This window comes from Methanomicrobiales archaeon (assembly GCA_030019205.1).
GTDB lineage: Archaea > Halobacteriota > Methanomicrobia > Methanomicrobiales > JACTUA01 > JASEFH01.
In genome coordinates, this window is the sequence record JASEFH010000018.1 from 1 (window position 1) to 19388 (window position 19388).

Sequence of the window (19388 nt, forward strand, 5' to 3'; positions counted from 1 at the left end):
GGAATGGTCTCGGTCTCCAGGAACCGGTGAATGAGCTGGTTGACCCGCTGCCGCGCCACCGGGAAATACGCTGCGATCGCCCGGATAGGTTTTCCCTTGAGCCATTGCTTGATGAAGCTGGAGTTATCCGGGTTCGAGAGCTTGATCACGGGATGGTCTTGCTGCGTTGGAAAATGATTGTGGGATTTTCCAACCAATCATCATTTTAAGAAAGGTTTAAAAGAGGGCGGGATGGGTGCACCGCGGGGAACGACTCAACCGTGCGGCAGCACACGTCAGCTTGCCCGCTTGCTCGTCCGATGGTCCGGGGCAGCGGTCCCGTGCTGTGTAATGCTGGGGCTGGGCTCGGACGACCGGTCCCGTGAAAAGCCCTGCCTTCGTGCATGCACTCTGCCTCCGAACAGCAGGCATACCGGGGGATACAAACGGGAGAGGGGATCAGCCCTCCAGCACGCAGATCGCCTTCGGCTGAAGTACCAGGGGCGCCAGGCTCTCTGATACGGAGAACTCCAGGTTCTCTCCTGCCGGCCCGATGAAGCCGACGGCCATATCCTGGCCGATCACGATCGTGGCATACTGCCGACCGGAGGCGATCAGCACGCCACCGTCCGAAAGCACAGGTGCTTTGATGATACCTTCGGTTACGATGGTGCGCGCGTGCTCCAGTTCCGTCATCTGGCCCTGTTCGTAGCGTCGGTAAAGCAGGTTGAAACGGGATGGTGCGAGTGCAAGAGCATAGGGGCCGTGGAAACCGGATTCGTCGAGACGGGTCACGCCCCGGATGATATCATCCACGGCATCCCCGACCGTATCCCAGCGGGAGAGCTGGATGGAACTGGAACCCTGCGTGTTCAGCAGTCCGGTCACCCCTCCTCCCCCGTGGAATATCAGGTTATCCTCTCTCCGTGCCACGTCCAGTGCAGCCTGCACGACCGGAGCGGTATCCAGGAGCAGCCTATCCCGTTCGTAGGCGGCGAGATCCCGTTTGCCCAGGGCGAACGTGGCATGGATCTCCGGGAGAGGAACGAAGGAACTCACAATGAGACCTTCCTGGTCCCTCCGGTCCGTCATCGGGATCGCTTTCAGTCCCAGACCGAAAGGACCCTCCAGGTGCAGCAGCCTCCGTCCCGAAAGAATGCTCTTTGCTGCCTCCACCATCGTGGCATCCAGGATATTCCACGTCGCTCCGTCAATGGGGGCATCCCCCCGTGATAGGTATCGGTTCATGCCTCTCCTCCTACTTCGACTCCTTCAAGGATCCGATCGTCGTCCCGGGAGCTTCGGACGGTGACACTTCCTCACGTCCTGCCTCGATTGCCATCTCGTCCACCTCGGCGGCGCCCTGCGCCAGCAGGGCATCCTCGTCGCCGGTGAGGATCTGGAGCAGTCGGGCGAACTCCCCGGCATGCACACGTTCTTCGTCCGCGATATCCTCGAGCACGCGTTTGGCAAGGGGATGGTCCGTCGCCTCGGCATGGGCCATGTAAATGTGGGTTGCCTCGTGCTCGGCAGCCAGATCCAGTCGAATTGCCCGGATCAACTCCTGAAGCGTGAGCTTTCGATCCGGAACCGTTCCGATGAAGGGATTTGTGAATTCAGGCATTTCTTTCCTCCTTACTCTGATGGGCGGGATGAATCCCGCATCGCTGCATGCCGTCGCACGGCGAGCGCATCACCGTGCACTTCTGCAAACAGGCTGGACGTTCCTGTCGCGGGACCTATGCACGCCCTACCTTATAATGGTTCACCCTCTGCCATGGACCGGAATGCGGTTCTGGCTCTCGGGAGAGCCTTCAGCAGGTGGTGCCCACCTGGGGTCCATGCGTCACGTCCATCGATGGGGGCATCTTCAGAAAGCCTGCCCGTGATCCTGAACCCCTGCGTCTTCGTCGTGTTCTGAGTTCGGGGCGGATCGAAGACAGGACGCGAAAAGAGGTGTTCGGGATGAGCGGAGTTGTGGAAAAGAAGTATCAGCAGGGGAGGTGCTCGATCCGAAGCCCCTCGTTGTCTATCCCGGTGGCGACGGCGATTGACAGCCCGAGCTCATCCAGAATCCGCCGAACGGCATCCCGGTCGCGTGCGGTGATGACAGCGATGGCAGGCCCGACCGAGCTCATGCCCACGAACTCGAAACCTGCATCCCGAAGCTGGTTCATGTAGTGGTAGATGCGGAACCCGTGGTGCTCCACCTCCGCGCGCTTCGAGCCCCGGAATTCGATCTCCCAGATCACCTCCCCCATCTTCTCGAGGTTCCCGCTCTCAAGGGCCGGAATGAGGTCCATCATGATCATGTAGGCCTTCAGCTCTCGATCGCGGTAGTCGAGATTTCGGGCCCGGTTCATCAGGAGGTCGAACTCACGCTCCCCGGCCGATGAGATGTCGGAAGGGGGGATGACGATGAAGACGGATTTGTCCTGGCCGAACGGGTGATGGTAGATGCGTGTGAGCTCGTCGCCCGTGATTCCCATCCCCCCGTGGGTGCTGACCACCGGACCGACCCCGGTCTCGAACCCGAAGGCGATCTGCCCGTCTACCGTCTCCTCGACGAAGTTGTTCCCCACCAGAAGCCGCAGCTGATCCTGCGTGAGCGGAGACCCCACTGCAGCGTTCAGCGCATTGGCGACCGCGACCAGGATCGTGCTGGTGGATCCGAGACCCACGTGCTTGTGCTCGTGATCGCGGGCATACACACGGAATCCCCCCCTGTATCCCGTGGTCTTTTTGAAGACCTCCGTGAAGTGGCGGATGATGGGCTCCCGCTCGTAATCGATCTCCAGCCCTTCAGGGATACACTGCGCCTCGGCAGTGCAGTAGAGCTGGACAGCGAATCCGACGCCCCCTCCGCCGGGCCGCCCGGGTGCAAAGCGGTTCATGTCGAGCACGGTCAGGTGGATTCGTGCGGGCGCCCGCACCCGAACCTTTCCTTCGACCGGTTTCAGCGGATACGCCTTCTCCAGGCCGATCGTGTTGATATTTTCGCCTGGAGAGAAAGAACTGAACTCATACTCCACCAGATCGAGATCCCCGCCCCGAATCTTCATCGTCGGCATAAATTGTCAGGAGATCTTATCCTCGATCGAAGAATATGTTTTTCGGTCCAGCCGAAAGCGGAATTCCATAGCCCATGCTGCAGCCTTCCAGCCATCCGAGCCGCAATGCGGCCACACCTGCCGTGTACATGATGCGGTTGTCGAGATTGTGGAGCGATGCGGTCTTTACAGCGGATCCCAGCGCGATGCCCAGGTCCGTCACTCGCACCGCACAGCTGGGCCCCTGGAACGGCATGCCCGGCGCGTGAACGCTGGTCTGGTGCTGCAGCATCTCCTCGCAGGTGGGAAAGCCGCAGGCCCCGCAGTCCAGACCTGCCGTGGTGTGGTACTCGAGACCGATCAGAAGGACGGCATCGCTCACGCGGACGTTGTCGGAATCCCGGATGAAGTGGGGGAGGTTTCGCGCTTCGCCGTGCCGTCGCATCTCGTTTGCGAGCGCTATCAGCGAGTCGCTGTCGACGACACGAATCCGCAGGGCATCGGCGCCCCGCGCTTTGGGTGCGGTCTCCGCCGAGAGCGCCATCATTCTGGCAATCGTCGGGACAATATCTGCATATGCAAACATACATCCTCCCCTATGCCGTGCCCGAATATTTAAATCACCCTTCGGTGGACACATCCCGGCGGGGCCATCGGAATGCAGGGGTGAGAGCGCCAGGAACCTACGAAAAATTAGGGGGTAGTATTGGGGGTTGCGCCTCTTCTTGCGGGCGGAACATGAATAATCGGTTTACCGGCCGTAAATACAGTCCCATCGATGTTCGGAGCGTCCGCATCCGCCCTCTCATTCAAGGATCTCGAACTCCTCGATGGGGATTCCTTCGGTGAGCCCCTCTTCACCCTCCCCTCGGAGTCCCTCGTCCCTCCAGCGGTCCGGAGAGACTTTGGCGACCATCACCTTCATCTTCTCCTCGAATAGTCTCGAAAAACCTTTGTACGCGCAGTCTCGCTCGATCCTCCTGAACCGGTCGGACTGGATCAGCGTGAATCCCACCTCCCGCGTAACCTCCTCTTCCGGCGCGGGCAGGTTGCAGTCTTCCACGGACATCTCTCTGAGTGTCTGTGCCACGCAGGGATAATAATTGTGATTAACAATATTCTCATGTTAAATTTACATTATGTGCATCTGTTCGCAGGGCGCGATTGTGCCGCATCACGCAGCGGATCCAGACCCTCTTCATTCAGGCATCCGCCCCCGAACTCGCTGACGGCGCATATCGCGGAAGGGAGTAGAAATCGCCGATGACACGCGTCCCTTGCACTGCCCGTCCTATGACGGATCGCCATACCATCCCCTGCCCCCCGGGACGAGATCCACAGCGTCCCGAACGCCTTCCCCCTGCTCACCCATGCCACGTTCCAACGCAGTGCGCAGTTCATTTCAAATTTTAGGTTACTGCGGCAGGATACTCATGCTCTGAAGCAGAAGGTGGGATGCACGCGGAAAGTCCCAGCTCCCGATGCGATCCGCCCTGACCCTCTCCCTGTGTGACGGTGACAGTGCGCTCCATGCGTCCCCCCCTCGGAACGGGTCGTGGACCCTTACTCCGTATAACGGGCCGCTTCCGTTGCCATCCGCGGTGAACGGCCCGGTCTTTCCGCAGCGGCGTTCGAGCTGCCAGGGCATGCGCGTCATTTCCGAGCATTAATGATAATACTCTAGGGGTTGAATCGTTCTGAAATGAGAGTGATGCTGGGGGGAACCTTCGATCCGATCCACGACGGGCACAGGAAACTCCTGAAGCGGGCATTCCAGCTGGCCGGACCGGAGGGGCAGGTCACAATCGGTCTCACGACGGACCGCTTCGCCAGCCAGAAGAGCCACCCGGTGCGTCCGTATCCGGAGAGAAGGGAGAACCTCGTGAAGTGCATCGAATCCGGCGGTTTTTCGGCGAAGTGGTCGATCCAGCCGCTGGATGACCGGTATGGCCCGGCCATCTCCGACGATTTCGATGCGCTGGTCGTGAGCGAGGGTACGGCCGGGGCCGGGGCGGAGATCAATCGCCTCCGGCAGGAGCGGGGGCTAAAAAAGGTTGATATTCATCAAGTTGCCTGCGTGCTCGCCGAGGATGGGCGCTGGATATCCAGCACCCGTATCTATCGCGGCGAGATCGACGAGCGCGGAAGGCTCAGATGATGTATCCGGTTATGTCCCGCGACAGGCGGGGAATCCTCCAGTCACAGTACTTGCATCGGAGGACCCGGTCCTCAAGAACATCGAATTTGCTCTCGATCGGCTCGCGGGTGTTCGAGATGCACTCCGGGTTCGGGCACCGCACCACCCCTATCAGAACCTCGGGGATATGGACGCCCTTCTTCTCGAACACCTCGTAGTTGCGGATAATGTTGATCGTCGCATTGGGTGCGATGAGGGCGATCCTGTCCACCTCCTCTTTTCGGAGCTCCCGGTTCTCGATCTTGACGATGTCCTTCTTCCCGTGCCGGCTCGCCACGTTGGTCGCGATGGAGAGGCACTCGGTGGTCGAGCCGGTGATCCCCAGAATGCGGAGCACGTTGATCGCTTCGCCCGCCGTGATATGGTCGATCACCGTCCCATCGCGGATCTTGCTGATCACCAGCCCCCGTTCCGGTGCCTCCTTCACGACATCACCTCCTGCAGAATGGCCATGCGCACCGGTACTCCGTTGCGGGACTGTTCGAAGTATTTTGCGTAGCCGAGCGTATCTACCCGGGGATCGATCTCCGATGCGCGCGGCAGGGGGTGCAGCACGATCAGGTTGCTGCGGACATTGCCAAGAAGTTCGGGGGTGATGCGGTAGCTGTGCGCCACGGCGAGGTACGAGGCGGTGTCCGGGAAGCGCTCGCGCTGGATGCGTGTTACGTAAAGGACATCCAGTTCCGGCAGGACGGCATCCACTCTTGCGTGCTGGTGCACCTCCACGCCATGTTCGCGCAGCTCCTGGAGGATGGACGGCGGCAGTTCCAGCCCCTCCGGGGCGATCGCGTGGAGGGTTACGCGGTAGAGGGAGAGCGCGTAGGCCAGGGAATGCGTCGTACGCCCGTAGCGGAGATCTCCGAGCAGGCCCACGTTGATGTTGTCGAGGGGCATCGACTGGCGTATGGTGTAGAGATCGAGGAGCGTCTGTGAGGGGTGCTGCCCGGCTCCGTCGCCGGCATTGATGATGGGGACGGTCGCGAACTCGCTGGCCAGCCGTGCCGCTCCCTCCTTCGGATGGCGGAGCACGATCGCGTCCGCATAGCCGCTGACGACGCGGATAGTGTCCGCCAGCGTCTCCCCTTTGGCAATGGAACTCCCCTCGATACTGTCCACGACGATGCTCGTCCCCCCCAGGCGCGCCATTGCGGACTCGAACGACATCCGCGTGCGGGTGCTGGGCTCGAAGAAGAGGAGAGCCAGGATCCGTCCTTCGAGGGCATGCCTGTCGTAGAGGCAAGCATCGATGTCCCGCGCCCGATCGAGGAGGGCATCGATCTTATCGCGGGACAACTCCTTTATCGAGATGATGTGGTTCATACGGGCGTGCGGTTCTCCTTGGAGCCCCCAGGACGGTCTGATGCCTTCCCCCGGATCGCAGAGGAAGGGCTGCAGGCAGATCCCGGAGGTATTCCCGTACCGATTTGACCTCACCCCCTAATCAAGTGTGACATCTGGTGATCGGTGATAACTCCGGGAAGGGGAGACGGACCCGGTCCGGCAGCCCACCCAAGAAGGAAGACCCGGTTCCTGGCCGCACTCGTCACGATTCGGCCCTTTCTACAGGGAGGGATCGAACCGTCTGGCTTCGATTCGGATCAGATTCATCGCACGCGGAGATGGGGGGAACGGTGAAATACCGCCCCTTCGCTCCCAAGCAGGAGGGGGTCTCACCCCCTTCTCCCGGCGGAAACGGCGACAAACCTGATCGCGGGAGGCGCAACCTATCATGGAGAGGGCAGGATATCCCCCGATGCATCGCTATCGGACGCGGCTGCTCCCCCACCGTCAGCCATGAGTCGAGTCCGTGCATCTACCCCGGAGTTATCAGGCCATCATCGTACCTGCAGGGAGGAGACAGCGCCTGTGCCCCCGAGGTCCCATGTACGCGGGAGGAAGGAGGCAGCAGAAGGGGGGCACTCCCTCGGTGCGGGAGGTCCCGGAGGGAAAGGGCGGGTGAGGCAGGAGTGTATCCGGAACCGGATGGATGTTCGGTATAGGACCGAACAGGACCTCGTAATAGGCGAAAGCCCAAAATGAAATTGCAGATTCGCGTTGGCAAAACCTATTACCCTCCCCCTCCGATTGTTGTACGGTATGCGAAGCCAGGTGAAGTGGGGCATCATTCTGCTGGTAATCGGGCTCGTGCTTGCGCCCATAGGATTTCCCTATCTCCTCGTCTATGCGGTACCCCTCATCCTGATCGGGCTTGCGCTTATCGCCTTTCGGAGAAGGGAAGAGACCCTGGAAGAGATACGGGAGTGAGCCATGATCGTTACAACGACCGAAACCGTTCCGGGATTCCGGCTGGAGATCCTGGGGATCGTCTACGGGAATACCGTCCGTTCGAAACACCTGGGAAAGGACATCACGGCGGGCTTGAAGAGCATCGTGGGAGGCGAGCTCCAGGAGTACACGGATATGCTGGCAGAGGCGCGCACCGAGGCCGTGAACCGCATGATCAACGCCGCAAAGGGCATGGGCGCGGATGCCATCGTGAACGTGCGGTTCACCACATCCCAGACAATGGCGACGGCGGCGGAGCTGCTCGCATATGGGACCGCCGTGAAACTGATTCCCCTTTGAACAGTCGCAGAATGCGATTGTGATATGCGGGAGGAGACCTTCTCCGAATGGATGGGGCTTCCATCCTTCCGCAATGTTCTTCTGCTCCGAAGAGCCCCTGCCGATCACCATGGCAGTGGCGGCGGGGTGTGCAATCCTTTTCTCTCGGGTAAGCACGCAAGAGATAATCGGCTCTTTCATGGGAATCATCCAATGACGCTTTCCGGTATGCGGAATCGATGGGAGGGCGTCTGTCAGGTCCTGCAAATTCCGGCCGGGTGTAACGGCAACCGGGAGGGGGAGAGTATCTATGCGGACCATGGCCAAACCCGCGCTGCCAGCATGCAGGAGCCCGGGATGGCAAAAACGCACGATCTACACCATGGCAGGGGTTGATCCCGATCCTGCTCGTCTCCGCCATTGCCTCGGGCTTGTCCATCCCGGCAGCGGGTGCCAGAACCGGGACTGTGAAACGTGGAGCCGGGAACGGAACGCCGCGGATAGGCGCACCCATGCCGGATGAGATGCCATCGAAAGGGGATGGGAAACTTGCAGTTTTCGGCATCGAATTTCCGGATTTTTCCGTGATTGGATCCCCACATTTTCATGACGGCGAGGCCGTCGACAGGTATGAGGCGGCACTGGTCGGAGCAGAAGGAATGGGGGAGGCGCATCCCTACGTGAGCCTCGGGAACTACCACCACCGATCGACCCGATGGCCGGCTCGATTGATCCGGTACCGTCTCCGGGTGGTATCGTGGCCGGTACAACGCATCGGACTGCGCACGAGGGGAGCCGAATCGCCACGATGATGCGCTCCTGGAGGAAGTAATCGATGCCCACGACGGATCGGTGGATTTCGGTCAGTTCGACAGCGACAAGGAGGGTGCCATTGACGGCGTGCTGCTGGTATGGGCGCTTCCCGGGGGATAGTATCTCCCCCGATTTCCGGGAAAAGGAATCGCTTATAAGAATGACCATAGAGTCCCCGTCGACGGGAAGATACGCAGGGCACCCTCGTAACGCGCACACCATCGCCATCTGATCTTCCGGTAGAATGGATACGAACGATGGCCCATGAGACCGGTCACCTGCTGGGTTCGCCTGACGGGTTCTTCCTGATCCAGTTCAGAAGACCTTCGGGAAACGACGATGATCCGGACGTGAAATTCCGCCCTCGATCTGGATCTGGCATGTGGATGCCGAATGCAATCCGTTCAGGACGACCATCCGCGCCAACGGGCGGTCTTCCCATCGCCTGCTGAAGCGGGGTCCGGCGGACGGCAGCGAGAAGGCGGTGTCCGACGAGTTCGACCCCGGGGATCTGTTCCTCCCCGGCAAGAAGTTTTCCTGCTGGACCATACCCAACAGCACCAGTTTCGCAGGGATCTATACCGGCGTTTTCGTGGACTCGCTGCTGCACGTCAACGCCGCTGCAGGCGATGCTTCGACGGAGGGCATGCTGGTTCACTGCGTCATCGCACTGCAATAAGAAAGGACGGATGCTGCAATCTTTCACCGTCCTATCTGATTTTGCTCCCGCTTCCGAGAGTGAGCATCCGCCATTCCGAATCGAAACGGGAAGGGTTTTGTCTTAATCTCTTACTCGAGAGAGATCCCTGCAACAGACTTGAACACTGCCTGTTGTCCATGTCATCCCCTGCAGGTTTATCGCCTGACGGCTCGCATGACAGGTTAGAGCGCCGCATACAGGGTCGTGCAGATCGGGTTTCGGGCAGGCGTCCCTTTGCTTTCCGTCTGGGTCGTTCCGCGTGCACGTCTCGATTACCGGAAAAAAGGTGCTCTGTCCTCCCGGCGACTGCCTCTCATGCCTCACATACTGGCAAGTACGACTCCCTTCTCTTGACGTCTTCTCCGGACAGGGCGCTCATCGACGCCACTGGAACGGTGTATCTGTCGGTGTCGGCATTGCCGGTTTCGCATTCACGGCAGGGGCGTCCGGCGGTGCTATGGGGAGATTGTCGAAAGCGACAGCCGTATCGGTGGTGGCGTCTTTGGGAGCATGGAATACTGGGGCAGTCCTGCCGCTCACAATCTCTTCATACGCCACACTAGCGGGGTAATTTCGTTTATCGATACGCTCAGCTGGTTTCCCACGCATTCGATGGTGAGATGATTCCTTTCCGCCGGTCTCAAGGTTATCCGCCCGGAGATATCAAAATCCAGCGGCTTCATGCCCGAATCGTTCGATTTTTTATTTTCGCGTAGAAGCGGTCAAGGATGCCGAACTCATAACGGTTAAAGGATTCATCGATCCGGCATGCGATTATGACAGTGCTGTTAGGATCACCCCGGGGCATCTCGGTATCGATGTCCAATAGGAAATCATCGTAGGTCTGGTTCAGGAGGTACACGGTTCCGTATTCCCCGGACGCATCGGTCAAGATCACCAGGCCATTTTCGTATGCGACGCTCCTGTTCGGTATGCTGTAGGTTTCCAGCCAGGGAGAACCCACCTGCTGAAATTATCCTGGAACAGAGTGATCGATCGCCCTCTGTTCTCAACTATCCACGGGATTGTCGTTATCTCCTGCCCCGGGTGGAGAGATCACCAGATCGTCGAAGACACCAGTTGTGCCGACCTCCCCCATTTCATCCGCCCACACACCGAACACGATAATGCCTTCCAGGATGGGTTCATACTCGTCCTGTAAGGCGGCGGGGTTCAGACGGTCCCCGACACACTCGATCTGGATACGGTTCACGGCGCCCGCATTGATGAGTGCGATGACTCCTATCTGTACCACGATAAGAAAGTCGGATTCTATTCACTCGAATGCCCTCTCCGATTCAGTTCTGAATTCCGTCAATCCGATTCAGGACCGACATTTATTACGCATTCATGCACATGAGGGTGCAGAACGCCGCGAGCCACCGGCTATTGGCTATCAATAATTTTCCATATATCGGTAAAAGTGATAAAAACGATATTTACGGTAAGGTTGCATGTTTTGCCTTATTTCAACAATACGGTTCAGGTTCACCTCCGCGCTATCGTGATATACCCCGAGTGCCCCACGCGGGTCGAGGGGCGGGTGCCCCTGGCCGTTCGGGTCATTTCACGGTCGATGCACTCGTGAGCGTGGACTTCGGGGAACAGCCCCGCTGACACGTCCAGGACGAGGGACATCTGCTCGATGAAGGGCGTGTAACATGCCAGGTAACCGCCCGGACGGAGGTGATGGTAGGCATGCTCGATATGCTCGCGGCGGACGCTCAGATCCAGGTGGATGACGTCGTACTCCCCCCGGGCGGTCAGTACGTCTTCTGCAACCACCCGTACGTTCTCCAGCTTCGCGTCCCGGATGTTCGCCTCTGCGATCGCTGCAAACTCCGTGCGCTGCTCGTAGGTCTCCACGGAGCGGGCGATGCCGCCGAAGTAGATGGCGGCAATGCCGCTTCCCGTCCCGGCGTCCAGGACGGCATCTCTGCGGTTCATGCCGGTCGCGGCGATCACGTATCCGATATCGCGGGGAAGCATGGGCGCTCCGCTTCGGGAGGCATGGGCAAAAAAGTCCGTCGCCCGGGGCGCGCGAAGGGTGAACAGGACACCTCGGTGGCTGGCGATCGTGCTTCCGGGCTCTCTGCCGATCAGCCGGGAGAGGTCGATGGTTCCGAGGTCGGTCTGGAGCGTTCCTTCTCCGGCCCGAACATAGTAGTCCCGCCCCTCCGCCAGGAGCAGCACGCGATCCCCACTCTCGATCATGCCTGGGAGAGGCGCAGGATCGCCTCGGCGATATCGCCCTTCGTCTCACGGAGCGTGGCTCTGACGGTCTCCTCCGCCGCTCCGGTCTGCATCTTCACCAGGTTCACGTCCTCTTCGGGTATCTCCACTTCCGCGGCCTCGAAGTGGGGTTCGCCGCTGATCTGGTAGGTGGTGATCCCCTGCATGGTCATCGCGACCACATCCGCAGAGTCAAAGACGTAGTTGCCCTTGTCCGTGACGATGATGATCTTCTGGACACCTTCGATCGCCTCCATATTCATGCCCATCTGCTTCATCATCTGCTTCATCTTCTTGGGGTTTATTCTTCCTGGAAACATCCTGATTCCCTCCCCTGCCGTACTTTTACCGCTACTCCGTAATTAAATGCCAGCATCTCGGCACCCGAGAGGACCGCCGCACCCGTTCCGAGGAGGCGGTCGGGATCCTGGACCACCAGCACCTCGTCCCCCGCACGGATACCGGGATCGGCCGCCACCACGTGACGGGCAAAGGCGTTCTTGCCCCGCAGGATGAACTCCGCCACGTCGTCGCGGATCACCACGCGGTACGCGGGCGCCGCCAGGCACTCCTGCAGCCGCAGCGCCCCGGCGATGGAGAGCGTGAGGCGCCCGTCATGGGCGCGGAGTGTGGCCAGGCGGACCCCGTCGAGGAGAATCTGCCGCACCCGTCCGCTGCTGGAGAGCTGGAATGCAACCCCGTCCGGGAAGAGCCCCCTCCCGGCGTCCCGGCCGAACTGGTAGTCAGCGATCGTGCGCACGCGTTTGAGCATACTGCTCTCCGATAATGCGGTTGACATGGGAAACGAACACCTCCTCTGCATCCTTCGGTATGAATGCGCCGGCTGCGATGCGGTGGCCTCCCGCCGCACCGGCGCATGCGGCGGACGCCTCGATCAGAGCTGCCTGGAGATCGACGCCACGGGCCACCGCCCATTCGGTGGCCCGCATGGAGACTTTGGTGATGCCCGGATCCTCCGGTAGCTGGCACATGATCAGGATGGGCTTCTTCCAGTTCAGGCGCGACAGTGCCATGCCGGCCCCGATCCCGATGATTGTGTCCGGAAACCGGTCCGCCACATGGATGTGCTGGATATGCTCGAGCTCGTGCACGCCCCGATCGAGGATGAACTCGAGCAGGTCCCGGATGATGGCGCGGTGGTGGGTGAGCATGTACTCCGCGTCGCGGAGCGCCTTTCCCCGATCTCCCTTGCAGATGGTGCTGCCAACCATGGGCTTTGCCCAGCGGCCGCACGCATTGAGAAGGGTAGCGAACTCGGAGGCGTTCCGTAGCGGCGTCCGCTTCACCTCGGTCGGGAAGATGTAAGCCTCGGCAAACAGTCTGGAATGGGGGATGCCATGGGCGATCAGCTGCTGGACCAGCGCGCTCGTAATCGTCCGTTTGTCCTCGAACGAGAGTTCCTCCCAGACCATCCACTGTCCTCCGTCGCTCTTCAGACGGACGCCGAGTTTCTGCAGGAAGTTCAGGGCGCCCTGGGGGTTGTTGGAGATGCCCGGTACGAACGGATCGTCGTTGTACGCCAGGGCGATGTGCACGGGGCGCGTGGAGATGCCGTAGCAGTTCAGGGTCTTACCGAGCACCTGGATGCTGCCGCACTCCACGCCGTCGTTCACCATCTCCCGAGCCGGACCCACAAGCCTGCAGTCCTCACGCGCCATCATGTCGCCCACGTTGCCGACGACCGCCAGCTTTGCGAGATCGACGTTGGCGGAGGAGATGGCCTTGGCCACGAGATAGGCGATACCGGCTGCGGAGAGTTTGGAATGGCCATAAGTGAGGCCGTTCACCTGCCGATACGGCGTGTCGCAGGGCTGGGAGACGTGGTGGTCCAGGATCAGCACATCTTCGAAGTCGAGGCCATGCTCCTGCAGCAGATTCTGCTGGCCGGCTCCGAGATCAGTGAAAATCTTGAGCGTATCGTCCCGGGGGACAGTCCGCATCGTCAGGGGCTCCAGCTGCCGCACGAACAGGGAGCGGACCTCCACGCCCTCTCGGACCAGTGCCTGGGCGAGGATCGCTTCGCCGGTGATGCCGTCCGCGTCGATGTGCGATACGATGGTCACCCTGTCTCTGGAGCAGGCGATATCCGCTGCTCTCGAAATGTCCGCGGAGAGACCCATCTGGATAGCTATTGGGAGTTCTTCGGTATTATGCTTGAGGGCGCATCCGTGGAGGAAAGACCTCCTCCCGAACGGGTATGGTGAACGAAAACGGCGGCTCGCGATTCCGGAACGGCCCGAGTCCCTGCATGGGCGTTGACGGAGTGCGGCGGCGCACGGAGATGGCAGTGCGTATGCCGCGCGGGGGGCGGGATTCCGGCCATCCTTGGAGCAGTTGTGCAATCGGGAAGGGGGTACGGCTGTTCCGCGTTGAGGAACACGCCGCCTTTCGGATTGCACAAGCATTATCTAGCTGGTCTGGAGTAAAATTATTTCAGGAGCGGACTCCGTGGAAAATCTCAAAGAACTCCGGGAATTCGAGGAGCGCGGGCTGATCTCTGCGGAGAGGATGCGTGTGGTGGATCGGAATGCCATCTCGCTCGGCCTCTCATCGCTCCAGATGATGGAGACGGCCGGGCGGGCTCTGGCGGAAAGAATACGGGAGCAGAATCCGGCGCGGATTCTCGTCCTCTGCGGAAAGGGGAACAACGGGGGCGACGGCATGGCGGCCGCCCGGCATCTGCAGAGGAGTGCCGATGTGCACGTCCTCTATCACGCCTCCGGCGTACCGAGCGAAACGGTGCAGACCCAGCTCCGCCTGCTCGCGCGATCTGGCGTCACCTGCATTCCCGTGCAGTGCCGGGAGGAGGTTCTGGCGCAGAAGCATCTCTTCTCCGCCGCGGACCTGATCCTGGATGCGCTGCTCGGCATCGGCGTGCGGGGGCCGCTGCGCGAACCGGTGCAGACCTGCGTGGAGCTGGCGAACGGGAGCGGAAAGCCGATCGTCTCCGCCGATGTCCCGACGCCCGGCATCAACGCCTCCCGCGTTATCGCGTTCCACCGCCCGAAGGTGGAAGGATCCGAGGTGGTGGATATCGGCATCCCCCTCGAGGCGGAATGCTTCGCGGGCCCGGGGGATCTCGCCCTCGTCCTCCCCCGCCCTGCCCATGCCCACAAGGGGGCGGGGGGAAAGGTCGTCGTGATCGGGGGAGGCCCCTACCAGGGGGCGCCCGTCCTGACCGGTCTAGCCGCCATGCGGTCGGGCGCCGACATCGTTCGCATCGTCTCCACCGTGCATCCCCCCTCCCCCGACCTCATCCACGTGCCGCTTCCGGGAGACCACCTGATGGAGGAGCACATCGAACCGATCCTGCAGTGGGTGAAGTGGGCGGACTCCGCGGTGATCGGGCCGGGGCTTGGCGATAAGAGCCATGCCGTTGTTCAGCAGATTGCACCGTACTGCAGGAAGGCGGTCTATGATGCGGATGCGCTCCGCCTTCCCCTTCCCTCCTCCCCCATCGCCGTGTATACCCCGCATGCGGGGGAGTTTGCGCGCATAACGGGTGTGATGCCCCCGCAGGATCTCCGCTCGCGTGCCCGCACCGTGCTGAACTCCGCTCTCCCGGGCGTGGTTCTGCTCAAGGGGGCGGTAGATGTCATCGCGGACAGCACACGGGTGCGCTTCAATCGCACGGGGACGGCGGCCATGGTGGTCGCCGGAACCGGCGACGTCCTGGCTGGCGTCACGGCGGCGCTCCTCTGCCGCCTGCCCCCCTTCGAAGCGGCATGCATCGCAGCCTACGTGAACGGGCTGGCCGGAATGGCGGCATCGGCATCCCGGGGAGACGGAATGCTCGCAAGCGACATGCTGGAGCACATACCGGAGCAACTGTTCAGGAGTGTGATCCCCGATGGTTGAGTTCAGTCATATACAGAGCGATCGTGCGCAGATGGTGGACATCACGGACAAGAGAGAGGTTGCCCGCGAAGCGGTGGCGCGGGGGAGGATTCGCCTCCGCCCCGAGACGATCGCTGCAATACGCGAGGGGAGCGTGGTGAAGGGAAACGTCCTTGCCACGGCCCGCGTGGCAGCGGTGCTGGCCGTGAAGGATACGGCCCGGCTCATCCCCTTCTGCCACCCGATCCCCGTCGGGGGGATCGGCATCGAGTTCGAGATTGGAGACGAGCACGTCGAGGCGACCGTCACGGTCTCATCCCACGGAAAGACCGGTGTCGAGATGGAGGCGCTCACGGGTGTCAGTGTCGCGCTCCTGACCGTCTGGGACATGGTGAAGTCCGCCGAGAAAGATGCCTCCGGCCAGTATCCCGTGACGAGGATCGACGGCATCCATGTGGTGGAGAAGAGGAAGGGGCAGTGAGAGCGTCAGGGCTGTTCTCCCCCGATCGTCCGGCGCATGGATCGGGCATCGTTCGCGGATGGTCCCCGACAACGCATTCCGGCGCGTAAGAGATCGTGAACACGCATCCTTCTTTCAAGACGGGAGAAGCGAGCAGCCCGCTTCGGAACAGCGTGCTCTTCGGGAATGCTCATGCATCTGCAGCGAAAGGATCGGACCGTTTTCGGATCGTCGGCAGGGCAGCGGCAGGGTCGCATGCACCTTTCGGAGAAAAAAGGCCCCGTACGAAGTTCCAGGAGCCTGTTCCTTCCCCGTGTCAGCATGCGGAGCCCGATGCGGGAAGGTCTTCAGATTCCTCAATGACGGCAGGATTGGGGCGACAATGTGCAGGGGAGATCCGGGTTAACAACGCCGGGCTCAGCTTCATTCTCCTCCCTTCCCGGGCATCGCATCCGGCAGGGTCAGGGGCATCTGGATAGTGGGAATGCGATCCCGTCACCCGGCGACATCTCCCGGCTCCGAAACAGGACCTGGCGGGGCTCTCGGGAGCATCGCGGCTGGCGGCGATCAGCGAAGCGGACCGTGGGCGTCAGATGCTGCAACCACCACCCTCTCGCGAAGCGGGGAGGGTCTATTCGCGCCGAGGATGCTATCGCCAGAGTCGGGAGGTGGACAGGGGCCGTACTCCCCGCCCTCGCGCTTCAATCTCCTGTCCCGTCGTGCGATAGGGCGAAGCTCGGATAGACATCCATACCGTGTTTTCTGCATGACTGCCCGATCTTTCTGTTGTTCAGAGGATCGGCCGTGAGGAGCGGGAGTGTGGCTGCCCTCCCCCGGGAGGGGTTCGGCCCTGTCCTGCACGGGGAGAGCTGCGCCGCCCCTTGCGGTCATCCTCGCGATCCGGCGGAACCGGATTGCGGGAGGGACCGTTGTTCCGCGGAATATCCGCCTGCAGGGACGTGAGCGCTATGTTTTAATAACTCGCCCGCATACATATAAAGAACTACGGGATGCGTCCCGGAAAGGAATGTGGCTGGGATCAGCCGAACCTGAAGGTGATACCATTGGCGAAATCGATGTATGCCTACGTACGTGAGGCATGGAAACGGCCGGAGCGGAGTGCGGTGAACGAACTCCTCTGGAGCCGTATGCAGGAATGGCGTCGGGAAGGCTCCGTTGTGCGCATCGCGCGCCCGACACGGATCGACCGTGCGCGGGAGCTCGGCTACAAGGCAAAGCAGGGGATTGCCGTCGCCCGAGTGCGGGTACGCAGGGGCGGGCGGCGGAGATCGCGGTATGTTCGGGGTCGCCGCACAGCCCACATGGGAATGCGGCGAATGACTGCTGCAAAGAGCATCCAGAGAATCGCCGAAGAGCGGGCATCGAGGAAGTTTCCCAACATGGAGGTGCTGAACTCTTACTGGGTGGGACAGGACGGGAAGCAGAAGTGGTACGAGGTGATCCTGGTGGATCCGCATCATCCTGCCATCGCCAGCGATTCGCAGCTTGCCTGGATCGCATCTCCCGTCCACCGCGGGCGTGCGGAACGCGGGAAGACCAGTGCGGGGCTGAAGGGGCGGGGCATGCGCCGCCGCGGTGTGGGTACCGAGAAGACCCGCCCGAGCATCCGTTCCCACGGGAACATCGGCAAATAAAAACCCTCTTTTCTGGCGGGCATCGATGGACCTGACAGACGCCTGCATCTACCCTTACCCTCTCGGGGACTCTTCGGTGTGGAGGATGGCTCTCGAAGCCGGCGAACTTGGATTCGACAGCATCGTAGCCCTCGACAGCGCCTGTCCGTACGAGGGGGGCGTCCGGGTGCTGCGGGGCGCCCTGATTCAGGAGAAGACGGTGAAAGCGGCGATCGGGCAGGTGAGGCGGGTCGGGTCCGGGGCAGAGGTGGTTCTGGTAGAAGGCGGGGATCTCTCCTTCAACCGTGGGGTCCTGTCGATTCGGGGTATCCATATCCTGCGCCAGATCCATCGCACTCCCAGGAACGCCTTTGACCACATCGCCGCACGGATGGCGGCCGAACGGTCGGTGGCAATCGACATCGATCTCCAGCCCCTGGTGCAGGGCCGGGGATCGGTGCGGCAGAGAGCCCTGCAGCGGTATGCGGACATCCTCCGCCTGCAGCGGCACTTCCGGTTCCCGCTGACAGTCTCCAGCAGCGCCCGCTCCATTCTCGATCTCCGCTCACCGCGGGAGTGTGCTGCCCTCTGCTCCCTCTTCGGTATGCAGGAGAGCGAGGTGCGTGCTGCCCTCTCCACGGTGGGACGGCTGCTCTCCCCCCGGGGAGCGGTGCGGGTGGTGGCATGAAACCTCTCCCCCCGACCCTGAGAGAGAAGCGGCGGTACATTCTTGCCAGAATCGTTCCGCGGTGGCGCATACCGGAGGACGCCCGGCTGCTGCACCTGGCCGTGATGGAGGCGGCCACATCCCTCTGGGGGGATGCAGAGGCGGCGCAGATCCAGCCTGCGGTGGTGCTCCTGCAGGGTGACTGCGCCATCGTCCGCTGCCGGAGGGGGACGGAGCGGCAGCTCGCGGTCGCGATGGCGACCATTTGCCGGATCGGGGAGGATGCGGTCGCCGTCCGCACGATCGCCACCTCTGGAACGATCCGCACCCTCAAAGAGCGGATACGAGAGCCGCCCCCTCCCGAGCAGGGGAGAGATGTGGCACTCGCCGAAAAGAACTATGCTACCTACCGTCACGGGCGGCACAAGGTTGATTTAGTTGCGAAAAGTAATAAAAGTCAGAAGTTACTATTCTTCACCCAGAAAGAGATCGAGGAGATTTAATGCAACCGCAATACCAGATGGGATATGATAGGGCGATTACTGTATTCAGCCCCGATGGGCGTCTTTACCAGGTGGAGTATGCGCGGGAGGCCGTTAAGCGGGGTACCACCGCGGTCGGGCTGAAGTGCAGGGGAGCGGTCGCCCTGATCGTCGACAAGAGGGTCTCGACAAAGCTGCTGGAGCCGGCGTCCATCGAGAAGATCTTCAAGATCGACGAACATATCGGTGTGGCCTCCTCCGGGCTTGTGGGAGATGCGCGCTCGCTCGTCGATCGCGCGCGGATCGAGGCCCAGATCAACCGCGTCACCTACGACGAGCCGATCGACGTGGAGACGCTCAGCAAGAAACTCTGCGATCACATGCAGCTCTATACCCAGTTCGGAGGTGCACGCCCGTACGGGACGGCCCTGCTCATCATCGGTGTCAGCCACGGGGAGGCGAAGCTCTTCGAGACCGATCCGAGCGGCACCCTGCTGGAGTACAAGGCGACGGCGATCGGGATCGGTCGACCGGCGGTGATGAAAGTCTTCGAGGAGGAGTATAGGGAGGACATCTCGATGGAGGATGCGGTGCTGCTGGGCCTGAAGGCCCTCAATACCGCAACGGAGGGCAAGTTCGATGTGAGCACGGTCGAGATCGGTCTCATCGAGGTGGATAACCCGCTTTTCCGCCGAATGACCAAGGAAGAGGTCGCGAGGTACGTCGAGAAGATTGGGGAGTGAATCGGGAA

23 protein-coding genes are annotated in these 19388 nt (G+C 61.3%); 10 read left to right on the forward strand and 13 right to left on the reverse strand.

All coding sequences use genetic code 11. From position 1 onward, the window contains the following. Positions 1–438: 438 nt before the first annotated feature. From QMC96_09730 to QMC96_09750, 5 genes are all read right to left on the reverse strand, one after another. Positions 439–1227, reverse strand: a complete 789-nt coding sequence (locus tag QMC96_09730; protein MDI6877036.1) for a family 1 encapsulin nanocompartment shell protein — start codon at positions 1225–1227, stop codon at positions 439–441. Between the two features lie 10 nt (positions 1228–1237). Further along, on the reverse strand, positions 1238–1603 hold the full coding sequence (locus tag QMC96_09735; protein ID MDI6877037.1) for a ferritin family protein: 366 nt from the start codon (positions 1601–1603) through the stop codon (positions 1238–1240). 367 nt (positions 1604–1970) lie between these two features. Continuing rightward, on the reverse strand, positions 1971–3050 hold the full coding sequence (locus QMC96_09740) for a GHMP kinase (protein MDI6877038.1): 1080 nt from the start codon (positions 3048–3050) through the stop codon (positions 1971–1973). A 16-nt stretch (positions 3051–3066) separates the two neighbouring features. After that, a complete protein-coding gene (locus QMC96_09745; protein MDI6877039.1) occupies positions 3067–3615 on the reverse strand; it encodes a DUF2148 domain-containing protein in 549 nt (182 codons plus the stop codon). A gap of 219 nt (positions 3616–3834) precedes the next feature. Beyond that, a complete protein-coding gene (locus QMC96_09750; protein MDI6877040.1) occupies positions 3835–4119 on the reverse strand; it encodes a hypothetical protein in 285 nt (94 codons plus the stop codon). A gap of 612 nt (positions 4120–4731) precedes the next feature. Between QMC96_09750 and QMC96_09755 the strand changes: the two genes are divergently transcribed. Further along, positions 4732–5187 (forward strand): phosphopantetheine adenylyltransferase, encoded by a 456-nt coding sequence (locus tag QMC96_09755; protein MDI6877041.1) that lies wholly within the window; start codon positions 4732–4734, stop codon positions 5185–5187. Here the strand turns inward: QMC96_09755 and pyrI are convergent. After that, on the reverse strand, positions 5180–5653 hold the full coding sequence (gene pyrI, locus QMC96_09760) for an aspartate carbamoyltransferase regulatory subunit (GenBank protein MDI6877042.1): 474 nt from the start codon (positions 5651–5653) through the stop codon (positions 5180–5182). The genes QMC96_09755 and pyrI overlap by 8 nt on opposite strands. Beyond that, a complete protein-coding gene (gene pyrB / locus QMC96_09765) occupies positions 5650–6546 on the reverse strand; it encodes an aspartate carbamoyltransferase (protein MDI6877043.1) in 897 nt (298 codons plus the stop codon). Before pyrB ends, pyrI begins: the two co-directional genes overlap by 4 nt. Before the next feature lie 777 nt (positions 6547–7323). On the opposite strand from pyrB, the gene QMC96_09770 reads away from it, so the two are divergent. The 3 genes from QMC96_09770 to QMC96_09780 all read left to right on the forward strand — a co-directional run bounded on the left by QMC96_09770 (position 7324) and on the right by QMC96_09780 (position 9283). Next, positions 7324–7491 carry a hypothetical protein gene (locus QMC96_09770; protein MDI6877044.1) on the forward strand — a complete coding sequence of 56 codons (168 nt, stop codon included), beginning with the start codon at positions 7324–7326 and terminating at the stop codon, positions 7489–7491. Between the two features lie 3 nt (positions 7492–7494). Continuing rightward, complete coding sequence (locus QMC96_09775) at positions 7495–7812, forward strand: YbjQ family protein (GenBank protein MDI6877045.1); 318 nt, start codon at positions 7495–7497, stop codon at positions 7810–7812. 1174 nt (positions 7813–8986) lie between these two features. After that, positions 8987–9283, forward strand: a complete 297-nt coding sequence (locus QMC96_09780) for a hypothetical protein (GenBank protein MDI6877046.1) — start codon at positions 8987–8989, stop codon at positions 9281–9283. 700 nt (positions 9284–9983) lie between these two features. On the opposite strand, the gene QMC96_09785 is transcribed toward QMC96_09780, so the two are convergent. The 6 genes from QMC96_09785 to QMC96_09810 all read right to left on the reverse strand — a co-directional run bounded on the left by QMC96_09785 (position 9984) and on the right by QMC96_09810 (position 13677). Beyond that, the gene (locus QMC96_09785; protein MDI6877047.1) at positions 9984–10268 is read right to left on the reverse strand and encodes a hypothetical protein; all 285 of its coding nucleotides are present in this window, start codon (positions 10266–10268) and stop codon (positions 9984–9986) included. A 45-nt stretch (positions 10269–10313) separates the two neighbouring features. After that, positions 10314–10559, reverse strand: a complete 246-nt coding sequence (locus QMC96_09790; GenBank protein ID MDI6877048.1) for a hypothetical protein — start codon at positions 10557–10559, stop codon at positions 10314–10316. 233 nt (positions 10560–10792) lie between these two features. Continuing rightward, entirely contained in the window at positions 10793–11518 is a 726-nt protein-coding gene (locus QMC96_09795) for an rRNA adenine N-6-methyltransferase family protein (protein MDI6877049.1), read from the reverse strand. Then, positions 11515–11856, reverse strand: a complete 342-nt coding sequence (locus tag QMC96_09800) for a nascent polypeptide-associated complex protein (GenBank protein ID MDI6877050.1) — start codon at positions 11854–11856, stop codon at positions 11515–11517. The genes QMC96_09795 and QMC96_09800 overlap by 4 nt, the downstream gene beginning before the upstream one ends. Then, complete coding sequence (locus QMC96_09805; GenBank protein MDI6877051.1) at positions 11838–12308, reverse strand: pseudouridine synthase; 471 nt, start codon at positions 12306–12308, stop codon at positions 11838–11840. The genes QMC96_09800 and QMC96_09805 overlap by 19 nt, the downstream gene beginning before the upstream one ends. Beyond that, positions 12280–13677 carry a DHH family phosphoesterase gene (locus tag QMC96_09810; GenBank protein MDI6877052.1) on the reverse strand — a complete coding sequence of 466 codons (1398 nt, stop codon included), beginning with the start codon at positions 13675–13677 and terminating at the stop codon, positions 12280–12282. Before QMC96_09810 ends, QMC96_09805 begins: the two co-directional genes overlap by 29 nt. Positions 13678–14005: 328 nt before the next feature. Between QMC96_09810 and QMC96_09815 the strand changes: the two genes are divergently transcribed. The 6 genes from QMC96_09815 (at position 14006) to psmA (ending at position 19380) form a co-directional block, all read left to right on the forward strand. Then, entirely contained in the window at positions 14006–15415 is a 1410-nt protein-coding gene (locus tag QMC96_09815) for an NAD(P)H-hydrate dehydratase (GenBank protein ID MDI6877053.1), read from the forward strand. Further along, entirely contained in the window at positions 15408–15875 is a 468-nt protein-coding gene (gene moaC, locus QMC96_09820; protein MDI6877054.1) for a cyclic pyranopterin monophosphate synthase MoaC, read from the forward strand. Before QMC96_09815 ends, moaC begins: the two co-directional genes overlap by 8 nt. A gap of 1043 nt (positions 15876–16918) precedes the next feature. Then, entirely contained in the window at positions 16919–17509 is a 591-nt protein-coding gene (locus tag QMC96_09825; GenBank protein ID MDI6877055.1) for a 50S ribosomal protein L15e, read from the forward strand. A gap of 25 nt (positions 17510–17534) precedes the next feature. Continuing rightward, positions 17535–18176, forward strand: coding sequence for an RNase P subunit p30 family protein (locus tag QMC96_09830; protein ID MDI6877056.1), 642 nt, complete (start codon positions 17535–17537; stop codon positions 18174–18176). Continuing rightward, entirely contained in the window at positions 18173–18658 is a 486-nt protein-coding gene (locus QMC96_09835; protein ID MDI6877057.1) for an Rpp14/Pop5 family protein, read from the forward strand. The genes QMC96_09830 and QMC96_09835 overlap by 4 nt, the downstream gene beginning before the upstream one ends. Then, the gene (psmA, locus tag QMC96_09840; GenBank protein MDI6877058.1) at positions 18658–19380 is read left to right on the forward strand and encodes an archaeal proteasome endopeptidase complex subunit alpha; all 723 of its coding nucleotides are present in this window, start codon (positions 18658–18660) and stop codon (positions 19378–19380) included. Before QMC96_09835 ends, psmA begins: the two co-directional genes overlap by 1 nt. Positions 19381–19388: the final 8 nt, after the last annotated feature.

Bases quoted from the DNA above. Each gene is read 5' to 3' on its own strand.
- QMC96_09730 (MDI6877036.1), bottom strand. From the start codon at position 1,227: ATGAACCGATACCTATCACGGGGGGATGCCCCCATTGACGGAGCGACG.
- QMC96_09735 (MDI6877037.1), bottom strand. From the start codon at position 1,603: ATGCCTGAATTCACAAATCCCTTCATCGGAACGGTTCCGGATCGAAAG.
- QMC96_09740 (MDI6877038.1), bottom strand. From the start codon at position 3,050: ATGCCGACGATGAAGATTCGGGGCGGGGATCTCGATCTGGTGGAGTAT.
- QMC96_09745 (MDI6877039.1), bottom strand. From the start codon at position 3,615: ATGTTTGCATATGCAGATATTGTCCCGACGATTGCCAGAATGATGGCG.
- QMC96_09755 (MDI6877041.1), top strand. From the start codon at position 4,732: ATGAGAGTGATGCTGGGGGGAACCTTCGATCCGATCCACGACGGGCAC.
- pyrB (MDI6877043.1), bottom strand. From the start codon at position 6,546: ATGAACCACATCATCTCGATAAAGGAGTTGTCCCGCGATAAGATCGAT.
- QMC96_09770 (MDI6877044.1), top strand. From the start codon at position 7,324: ATGCGAAGCCAGGTGAAGTGGGGCATCATTCTGCTGGTAATCGGGCTC.
- QMC96_09775 (MDI6877045.1), top strand. From the start codon at position 7,495: ATGATCGTTACAACGACCGAAACCGTTCCGGGATTCCGGCTGGAGATC.
- QMC96_09795 (MDI6877049.1), bottom strand. From the start codon at position 11,518: ATGATCGAGAGTGGGGATCGCGTGCTGCTCCTGGCGGAGGGGCGGGAC.
- QMC96_09800 (MDI6877050.1), bottom strand. From the start codon at position 11,856: ATGTTTCCAGGAAGAATAAACCCCAAGAAGATGAAGCAGATGATGAAG.
- QMC96_09805 (MDI6877051.1), bottom strand. From the start codon at position 12,308: ATGCTCAAACGCGTGCGCACGATCGCTGACTACCAGTTCGGCCGGGAC.
- QMC96_09810 (MDI6877052.1), bottom strand. From the start codon at position 13,677: ATGGGTCTCTCCGCGGACATTTCGAGAGCAGCGGATATCGCCTGCTCC.
- moaC (MDI6877054.1), top strand. From the start codon at position 15,408: ATGGTTGAGTTCAGTCATATACAGAGCGATCGTGCGCAGATGGTGGAC.
- QMC96_09830 (MDI6877056.1), top strand. From the start codon at position 17,535: ATGGACCTGACAGACGCCTGCATCTACCCTTACCCTCTCGGGGACTCT.
- QMC96_09835 (MDI6877057.1), top strand. From the start codon at position 18,173: ATGAAACCTCTCCCCCCGACCCTGAGAGAGAAGCGGCGGTACATTCTT.
- psmA (MDI6877058.1), top strand. From the start codon at position 18,658: ATGCAACCGCAATACCAGATGGGATATGATAGGGCGATTACTGTATTC.